Source organism: Nautilia sp. (assembly GCF_053994455.1).
Genome location: NZ_JBMYAU010000106.1, coordinates 1 through 4,800 on the forward strand (window position 1 = coordinate 1; position 4,800 = coordinate 4,800).

The following is a 4,800-nucleotide window of genomic DNA, read 5'->3' on the forward strand; positions in this document are numbered from 1 at the left end:
TGCTTTTAAATATTCGTCAATTAAATAAAAAATTGTTATAATTCTTTGCTCCATAAAAACCTCCCAAAGCTTTTTATGGAGCTCTAACAATTTTTATTCCTTATTTAACTAGCAATTTGGGTTATATTAATACTATTTTAGATAGTGAACGAAAAATTCAGTAATATTATTTATTTACAGTGACAGACACCATAAGAAGAAATACCTAAACAGGCCGAAAGGCCTTGTAGAGGAGGTTTTTAAAACTTTTAAGGAGGGGAAATTGAGTTTGAATTATAACGAAAAAAGCTTAATTTTCGCTTAATTCTTTTTCAAAAGATCTGCTCGTAATTACATATTTGCTGTTCATAAACATAAATTCAAGATAATAAGCGTGTAGCATAAGCCTTTTTGCCCCTGTTTTTTTAATACGTTCCTCTTCATTAATCAGCTTATTTAGATATCTGTCGGCAAAGTCGTTGTCGACCCCGTATAAAGGATCGCCCACTATCGGATGGCCTATGCTGAAAAGATGAACTCTTATCTGATGCTGCCTGCCTGTGAGGGGTATGCATTCCACGAGGGTGTTTTGACCTATTTTTCTAATCGGTTTTATTATTGTAATTGACTCTTTTCCTTCGGGATGGATTATCACTTTTACTTTGATGTTTTCATCTTTATTAACGGCTATTGGTTTTTTTATTGTCAGCTCTTTTTCAAGATGTCCTTTTACCAAAGCGAGGTATTTTTTTTGAATTTCTTTATCCTGAAAGGACCTTTTTAATATCGATTCACTGAATTTGTTTTTGCTTGCCATCACAAGCCCGCTTGTTTCTTTATCAAGTCTGTGGACAAGATTTGCATCATTCCCCCATAAAGCTCTCACATCATCAAGCAGGCTTTTGGTGTTTGCAAGTTTTTTAGGATGGATTGCCACGCCGCTTGGTTTGTCAAATACGGCGAAGTGTGTTGTTTCAAATATCGGTTTTAGTCCGTAGCCGTTGGGTTCGAATACGATACATTTCAGTCGGCCTGTAGCCCTTTGGGATTTTTTCGTAATTCTTTTATCGTTTACGCTTACTCTTCCCCTGTCAATCGCCCTTTTGGCTTCACGTACGTTAAAGCCCAGCTTTTTGACTAAAAAATCGAGGACTTTTTCATCTTTTATTTCAAATTCTTTGACAATGAAGCCCATTATTTAATCATATCCGAAAAATCTTTCTTTTTCCCCATTGCGGTTAAATCGTCGAGTGAAGTCAGGCCGCTGTTTATTTCTCCGACGTCTGTATCCACTTTTTTCTGCAGTTCTTCAAGCTGTTTTTTGTATTTTTGCATCTCTTCTTTCATTTCTTCAAGTTCAAGCTCTTTTCTGATATCAGCCGTTGCGTCTCTCCACATTTTTTTGATTTTTCCTACAAATCTTCCAATTTGAACCATGGCTTCGGGAAGTTTGTCCGGACCTAAAACAATAATGGCGATAACGGCAATAAATAGTATTTCGGTAAATCCCATATCTGGCATATCGGACCTTTTTTCCTGAATTATATCACAACTAAGTTAATTTGATACAATTACATTAAAAAAGGCAGGGTATGGTTGAAAGATACGCAAGAGAAGAAATGAAAAAACTCTGGGATATGAACGCTAAATATAAAGCGTGGCTTGATGTGGAAATAGCGGCGGTGAAAGCGTGGAATAAACTTGGACTTATTCCTGATGAAGACGCAAAAAAAATCGAACAAAACGCTAAATTTGACATTAAAAGAATAGATGAAATCGAAAGAGAAACAAAACACGACGTTATCGCATTTTTAACAAGCGTGGCGGAGAGCCTCGGTGAAGAGAGCAGATGGGTTCACTACGGTATGACTTCAAGTGACACTATCGATACCGCAGTTGCACTTCAGATGAGAGACTCACTTAAAATAATTATCGATGATGTAAAAATGGTAATGGAATCAATCAAAAAAAGAGCTATGGAGCATAAATATACTTTGATGGTCGGAAGAAGTCACGGTATTCACGGTGAGCCGATTACATTCGGGCTTGTTTTGTCAATCTGGTATGATGAAATGAAAAGACACCTTAAAAACCTTGAAGAAACGCTTGAAGTAATCAGTGTCGGTAAAATAAGCGGTGCTATGGGTAACTTCGCACATGCTCCTGTTGAGCTTGAAGAGCTGACTTGTGAATTTTTAGGGCTTAAACCCGCACCAATTTCAAACCAGGTAATCCAAAGAGACAGATACGCAAGACTGGCTTCTGCACTCGGGCTTCTTGCTTCAACTGTTGAAAAAATTGCAGTAAACATCAGACATTTCCAAAGAACGGAAGTTTATGAAGCTGAAGAATTTTTCTCAAAAGGGCAAAAAGGTTCTTCCGCAATGCCTCATAAAAGAAACCCTGTTTTAAGCGAAAATATCACAGGACTTGCGAGAATCATCAGAAGTTATACGGTTCCTGCAATGGAAAACGTGGCACTTTGGCATGAAAGAGATATAAGCCACAGCTCAACCGAAAGATTCTGGCTTCCTGACGGATTTATTACGACTGACTTTATGCTTCACAGACTTAATAACATTATCTCAAATCTTGTGGTGTATCCTGAAAATATGATGAAAAACCTAAATCTTACAGGAGGGCTTGTGTTTTCTCAAAGAGTTCTTCTTGAACTGCCGAAAAGAGGTGTCAGCAGAGAAGACGCATATAAAATCGTTCAAAGAAACGCAATGAAAGTTTGGGAGGAGATCCAAAAAGGACACGCCCCTCTAAATGAAAAAGGTGAAAGTCTTTTCCTTGAAAACCTTTTAAAAGACGAAGATCTTAAAAAATATCTAAGTGACGAAGAAATCAGGGGACTTTTCGATTACGATTACTACACAAGAAACGTGGACAGGATATATAAGAGAGTTTACGGGGAGTAATTGAGAATTGAGAATTGAGAATGGAGAATTAAGGGTTGAACTGATAAATTTTAAAACATCAAAAGATTACGAATATAACCTAAATAGGGTGGTTGAAACCGTAGAAAATTCATCCGTCGATTTTCTTCTTTTCCCTGAAGTTTGTTTAACAGGTTTCGATTATGAAAAGTGGGATGAAGTTAACCAATTTGGTGAATATGCTTTAAAAGAACTTTCAAAATTAAACAAGCCTTTCGCACTTACATTAATATATAATAATAAAAACTACTTTTGTCTGTTTGATAATGGGCTTCAATATAAAAGAGCGAAATTCAATCTGTTTGGTGATGAAAACGGATATTTTGAAACAGGCTCTAAACCCGAAATTTTTAAATTTAGAAGTTTAAAATGTGCAAATCTTATCTGTTTTGAGCTTAGATTTCTTGAATACTGGCAAAATTTCAGGGGAGTTGATATTATATTTGTACCCGCAAGATGGGGAAAAGAGAGAATTGAGCATTTTAAAACTTTAAATAAAGCCCTTGCCCTTTCGACCCAGTCACAGGTAATTGCCGTAAACAGCGCAAACGAATATGCCTGGGGGTGCAGTTTTGATGCATGGGGTGACGGTGTTGATGTTAGCAGTGAGAGAAGTATTGCGTTTATTGATTTGGATAAAAACAGAAAAATCAGAAAAAAATTAAATATAGGAATATCATGAGTAAAATACTTGCGGATAAAATAGCGGATTATGTTGAACTTGGGCCCAGGGAATATAAAGCGTTTTGTGAAATAGACAGAAAATACTTCGTCCCGGCCGGGTTTGAAAGAAAAGCATACGATATTACTCCTCTCCCTCTCGCCGATGATTCAACAATCAGCTCACCACTTACAATTGCCAAAATGACTTCATACCTTGAACTCGATGATGTGGACAGTGTGCTTGAAATAGGATGCGGCAGCGGTTATCAGGCGGCGATACTCAGTAAAATAGTAAGAAGGGTGTTTACTATTGACAGAATCTGCAGACTTGTTGAAGTTGCAAAAAAGAGATTTAAAAAATTAGGCTTGTATAATATTAATGTTAAGTGTGATGACGGAAGATTCGGTTGGAGGGCTTATGCTCCGTTTGACAGGATACTTCTTTCTGCATATATAGAAGATATGGAAAAAGAACTGGTCTCACAGGTTAAAGATGACGGATTTATTCTCGCACCAGTGAAAATAGGAAACGAACAGGTTATTACAAGGTTTTACAAAGACGGCAGAAAAGAAACTATTGAAAGCTGCGAATTTGTTCCTATTAAAAAAGGTGTGGTGAAATAATTTGAATATTTATGAGTGTTTTTAAAATAAATATGCGAGATTAAGCAATATAAAACAGGGAATAACATAGTCAAATCAAATGCCCGGTAACCTAAGAGTGACAGACACTTACAGATGAACGTCATGCAAGTATCAATACGTATAAAATGAATGAGAAATGTATTATGATTATATTAAACGTACGCAATATGAATAATCACTTAAATAATAAACAACAATTAAAAAGTCTTATTATAATTGTGTCAGACTCTAAAAGGAGTGAATTGGTTAAAGAGGCTTGTTAAAAATGAATATTAATTTATAAAAAATAAAATATATTTATACAAGTGACAGACCTGTTTAATAGTTTAATATGTATTATTAAATAAAGAAAATAAGAAAAGGTGAAAAAAGAATAAAAAAGTAAAAAAATATAAAATTTCCTTAAAAAAAGGAGAATAAGTCTTGACACAGAATAAAAAATTCAATATACTTTCAGTCCTCAAACGGGGATAAGGTTTGAGAGATGATAGAGAGCTTAGAGATAAGTAGCATACCCGAGGGGGGAATAGAAATTAAAAGTGAAAAGTTAAAAATTAAAGATTTTTAGCTT

At 35.4% G+C, this 4,800-nt stretch carries 5 protein-coding genes; 3 read left to right on the plus strand and 2 right to left on the minus strand.

The annotated features are described in order from the left end of the window. Positions 1-289: 289 nt before the first annotated feature. Together ACXJIE_RS07630 and tatB are read right to left on the minus strand one after the other, a co-directional pair. A complete protein-coding gene (locus ACXJIE_RS07630; RefSeq protein ID WP_456480375.1) occupies positions 290-1,174 on the minus strand; it encodes an RluA family pseudouridine synthase in 885 nt (294 codons plus the stop codon). Continuing rightward, positions 1,174-1,500 (minus strand): Sec-independent protein translocase protein TatB, encoded by a 327-nt coding sequence (tatB, locus tag ACXJIE_RS07635; RefSeq protein WP_015902120.1) that lies wholly within the window; start codon positions 1,498-1,500, stop codon positions 1,174-1,176. The genes ACXJIE_RS07630 and tatB overlap by 1 nt, the downstream gene beginning before the upstream one ends. Before the next feature lie 71 nt (positions 1,501-1,571). Here tatB and purB point away from each other — a divergent pair, with 71 nt between their 5' ends. From purB to ACXJIE_RS07650, 3 genes are read left to right on the plus strand one after another with little or no spacing between them, the layout of a single operon-like run. Then, a complete protein-coding gene (purB, locus tag ACXJIE_RS07640) occupies positions 1,572-2,903 on the plus strand; it encodes an adenylosuccinate lyase (protein WP_456480376.1) in 1,332 nt (443 codons plus the stop codon). A gap of 7 nt (positions 2,904-2,910) precedes the next feature. Continuing rightward, positions 2,911-3,603, plus strand: coding sequence for a carbon-nitrogen hydrolase family protein (locus tag ACXJIE_RS07645; RefSeq protein WP_456480377.1), 693 nt, complete (start codon positions 2,911-2,913; stop codon positions 3,601-3,603). Then, positions 3,600-4,208 carry a protein-L-isoaspartate(D-aspartate) O-methyltransferase gene (locus ACXJIE_RS07650; protein WP_456480378.1) on the plus strand — a complete coding sequence of 203 codons (609 nt, stop codon included), beginning with the start codon at positions 3,600-3,602 and terminating at the stop codon, positions 4,206-4,208. Before ACXJIE_RS07645 ends, ACXJIE_RS07650 begins: the two co-directional genes overlap by 4 nt. Positions 4,209-4,800: the final 592 nt, after the last annotated feature.

Excerpts from the sequence above, each read along its gene's own strand:
- ACXJIE_RS07630 (WP_456480375.1), bottom strand. The coding sequence starts at position 1,174 with ATGGGCTTCATTGTCAAAGAATTTGAAATAAAAGATGAAAAAGTCCTC.
- tatB (WP_015902120.1), bottom strand. The coding sequence starts at position 1,500 with ATGCCAGATATGGGATTTACCGAAATACTATTTATTGCCGTTATCGCC.
- purB (WP_456480376.1), top strand. The coding sequence starts at position 1,572 with ATGGTTGAAAGATACGCAAGAGAAGAAATGAAAAAACTCTGGGATATG.
- ACXJIE_RS07650 (WP_456480378.1), top strand. The coding sequence starts at position 3,600 with ATGAGTAAAATACTTGCGGATAAAATAGCGGATTATGTTGAACTTGGG.